This window comes from Ruminococcus sp. (genome assembly GCF_019417665.1).
Taxonomy (GTDB): Bacteria; Bacillota; Clostridia; order Oscillospirales; family Ruminococcaceae; genus Ruminococcus_C.
This window is the reverse complement of the sequence record NZ_DXUU01000037.1, coordinates 1-3,782: the sequence shown is the minus strand read 5'-3', so window position 1 is coordinate 3,782 and position 3,782 is coordinate 1. Positions and strand designations below refer to the sequence as shown.

Annotated in this window: 4 protein-coding genes; 3 read left to right on the top strand and 1 reads right to left on the bottom strand. The window is 35.5% G+C overall.

Going from position 1 to position 3,782, the window contains the following annotated elements; genetic code table 11:
• The first annotated feature begins 734 nt into the window (after positions 1-734).
• The 3 genes from QZ375_RS09950 (at position 735) to QZ375_RS09940 (ending at position 2,460) form a co-directional block, all read left to right on the top strand.
• Positions 735-989: a hypothetical protein gene (locus QZ375_RS09950; protein ID WP_295218541.1), complete on the top strand. Its 255-nt coding sequence runs from the start codon at positions 735-737 to the stop codon at positions 987-989.
• Positions 990-1,068: 79 nt separating this feature from the next.
• Positions 1,069-2,001: a trypsin-like peptidase domain-containing protein gene (locus QZ375_RS09945; protein WP_295218539.1), complete on the top strand. Its 933-nt coding sequence runs from the start codon at positions 1,069-1,071 to the stop codon at positions 1,999-2,001.
• A 138-nt stretch (positions 2,002-2,139) separates the two neighbouring features.
• Complete coding sequence (locus QZ375_RS09940; protein ID WP_295218537.1) at positions 2,140-2,460, top strand: hypothetical protein; 321 nt, start codon at positions 2,140-2,142, stop codon at positions 2,458-2,460.
• A gap of 351 nt (positions 2,461-2,811) precedes the next feature.
• Here QZ375_RS09940 and QZ375_RS09935 read toward each other — a convergent pair whose 3' ends face one another.
• Positions 2,812-3,642, bottom strand: a complete 831-nt coding sequence (locus QZ375_RS09935) for a replication initiation protein (RefSeq protein ID WP_295218535.1) — start codon at positions 3,640-3,642, stop codon at positions 2,812-2,814.
• Positions 3,643-3,782: the final 140 nt, after the last annotated feature.

Genomic DNA, 3,782 nt, shown 5'->3' with positions numbered 1-3,782 from the left:
GTGAACGAAAATCTAGGATTTATGCGGCTTTCAGACACACCGTAATCAAGTATTTAATCAAGTATTTAATCAAGTATTTAATCAAGCTATCAATCAAGACGCGCGTGAGCGCGCGAAGATTTCTTGATTTCAGCATCAAATAAATTGCTTTCCCAAAAGACTATCTCTTATTACGTTGGATCGCCTGACCCACTGCCCCATGGGTTCCCGTCGTGGCGATCCTGCCGCTAAGGCGGCACCACTAGACATGAAAAACGTAATTAATGGAGAAGGATAATTTTACCGTATACTTGATTTTATAAATCGCATATGCTATAATGCCGATAGGCAAAGGATAATGCGAGTTCATGTTTGATCGCAAAACAAAAAACCCCAGTGAGGCAACACTGGGGTTTTTCTATGCCGTTTTGTAGCAGGTGGCTTATTCCTGAGGCTAGCTACCGCCTAGATCTCTTCGTCTAACCATTTGCACACATAGTAGGCAACTATGCTCGCCAAAACTGAGAGAAAAAAGGATAATACGGAGTTGTCCATGTTTGAAGCACCCCCTTTCTCTACCTGTATCGGGGGTGGTAGCCGCATAAGTATAACATAAATGTCAAAAAGGGTCAAACATTATCAGTTAATGGCATGGTTGTGCATGGATATACCACTAGAACACTCTAAAATGCGTTTTAAGACATTTTTGAGTCGTTAATGCTATATTGGTATGTGGCACATGCAATAGTAAGACCATGAAGGAAAAAGAAGCATTGCAAAGGACTGTTGAGGAAGCAAATACAGCAGACTGGTATTTGTGCAACAATAGAGTGCCAGTATATGATGCAGAATATCAGCAGATGGCAAAATATGTGATGGATGGAAGGGCAGTGCAGGTTAAAAATATTGGAGATGAATGGGTTGAGATTAAGTCACAAGGTCTGATCGGTTACATCAAGAGGGATGATTTTGATGATTTTTTTTCTGAGATCAGCTTGAATATAAAGTAAAAGCAAAAAATATTGACAAAAAATATGAATTTTAGTACAATGTAAATGTTAAAAATGATACAAAAGGAGAAGGCGAAAAATGAAAAAAATTACGAAAATGATTTTGGCTAGCTGTATTATTTTAGGACTGTTGTTTACTACAAAGCCACTATATGCAGAAAATGTGGAAACACAAGATGAATATCAAATGTTAATGTATGATTATCAGCAAGAAGCAGTTAAGAATGTTACAGTGTCTAATACAGAGATTAAAGAAAGACCTGCAAGTCTAAAAATAAATGATATGCCATCGACAGCTATCATTATAGGTGAAGATGAGCAACAACGAGTTACTAAACAATATCCTTATTCAGCAGTAATGTTTTTAGGAATTCGTTATAGTAATGGAACCGTTACAACAGGCACTGGAGTATTAGTTGGTCCTGATATTATGTTAACTGCTGGCCATGTATTTTATCACAAAAAATTTGGAAAGGCAATTGAAGTAAGAACGTATCCTGCTATGATGACAGAATATAAAACTTTTCCTAAAACGTTAGATTCTATTTCTGGCGAATGGTGTTATCCTAAATCTTGGTTTTGTGGAAGAATATCATTAGATGTGTCATCATACAATAATGAGAATGATTGGAGTGTTGTAAAATTAGCAAAAAGATATGGTGATACGTATGGCTATTGGGGATATAAAGCAAATGTATATGATACAAAAAGTGTAAATGTAGTTGGGTATCCAATAAATCTAACAAAAACTTTTTTCCCATATTTATCAAGTGGAAGTGTTGTATATGATCAAAATACTCAAGACCCATCAAAAAGTGTTATAGAATATTTGGCAGATACAGAAGCAGGAAATAGTGGTTCACCAGTATTTTGCTATTATGATGGAAGTCCAACAGTTATAGCAACACATATTAGTGGTTATGCTGATGCTATATCTCCAACGAAATTCAATATAGGAAGAATTGTTAACAATGGAATTGTTAATTGCATTCAGTACTATTATACTCACTAAAGGGAACTGAATATAATGCTGAGAATATTGATTTTAATTACATGTATTTTTCTTTTTCCAGATATTTATGGAGTAAGTATATTTCAATTTTGTGGTCGCTATGAATATAATTGCTACTACTATGATGGAAAACTGTATATGAATTTGGCAAAAATACCATGTCATGAATTAGTAATTACGCAAGTCGATATAAGTAATAATTGTTTAGATGGATATTTATATGATTTTGAAGGTGAAAAAAGATTATATCATATAGATATAGTTGCAGAAAAATGGCCGTATATATATAACAACAAAGGACAAAGAATTTCGTTCAGTTCATTGCATCAAGGAGATGAAGTCATGATATATACGAATTGGCAGACCACTGAAACAGGATATGCTGGCAGTCATTGCAACGGTTTTAATCTTAGCTGGGTGAAACAAATTGAATTATTAAAATGTCCGCATATAACGTGATATTGGTATATCGAAGTGAAAAACTCGCGTTTTTCACTCTACAAGCAAGCTAGGGGACGGGGCACAGCCCCAGCAAGCTTGTATGGCAGTCTAGGTGTCAAACCTGGCAAGATATGTAAGATGGATTACAAAAAAATCCATCTTACATATCTTGTTAGGGGAGATGTCAAAAGAGACGTTGTATCAAAAAAATATCGAGACACTTTGAGAAAGCGAATTGAAGCAGTTGTTGACACAATTTCGCCACTGTATGGTAATGGATTTACACAAGCGCACTGGAAATGGTGCGCTTGTATTCGTATAACTGCGATTTTACGAACTGCTAAAGCTTTTGACGTTAAAAAGATTGATTTATTTTGTGCGATTGTTGTCTAGCAATAAGTCATTTCTATGTTCAGCTGCAAGACGTTCTTTCGTAGCCTTTCGGCAGACTTTAAATCTGATCTGTACTACCTTTCTTCCTTGTGTGATCGGTTCAAAAGATATGTTTATGTCCGTTAATTCATTGATTTCTTTCTGAGCGATTACCAATACTTTTGTTTTAAAGAGGTTGAAATTAGAATATGATTTTACATTTTCAGTCATCAGCCTTTTCTTTAACTCGTCTAACTCAACAGTCCAATACGTTTCATGTGGTGCTATATCTTTTTCAGCTGCTTTCCTACGGTCAATTTGCCCAATCTTCATATCGTGATAAGATTTCAGAAGTTCATACAATCGAATCGAATATTGGCTTTTCATGTTGAGGATATTCTTCAAACCATAACTAAGAAATTTGTTCTTTAGATCAAATAAATACGGTGCTAAATCTTCATCAATCTTGATTTTAGCGATCCCACTTTTCTTATTTGTCGTTGCTTTGGCAAGCCATCCAACAGTTGTTTCTGATCCATCTGGAAGTGTCAGCCACATAGATTTATCACGCAAGCTTTTTAAAGTTGCTTTAACGTCGTTATAAAATTTCCCACCCGTATCAAATCCACACGTTCTGGCATAATCAACGATGCTAAATTCATATTCAAGTTGATATGGCATGTTTGAAGAGTTAGTTGGTTTAATTTTTGAGCAAATATAAGCGATTGTTCGTTGCTCAGCAACAGAAAAGTCGTACCGGCTTTTCTGCACGATTTGGTTACTTTTTGCTACAAGATAGTTTCTAGCAATATCCTTCTGGTCATTCATGATGGTTCCTCACTTTCTAGCAGATAAGTCAAGTATACTTCTTATTGCAACTTATGTCAAGTTAAGTTGCAATAGAACGTGCCAAAAGTTGCAATAGAACGTGCCAAAAGTTGCAATAGAACGTGCCAAAAGTTGCAATA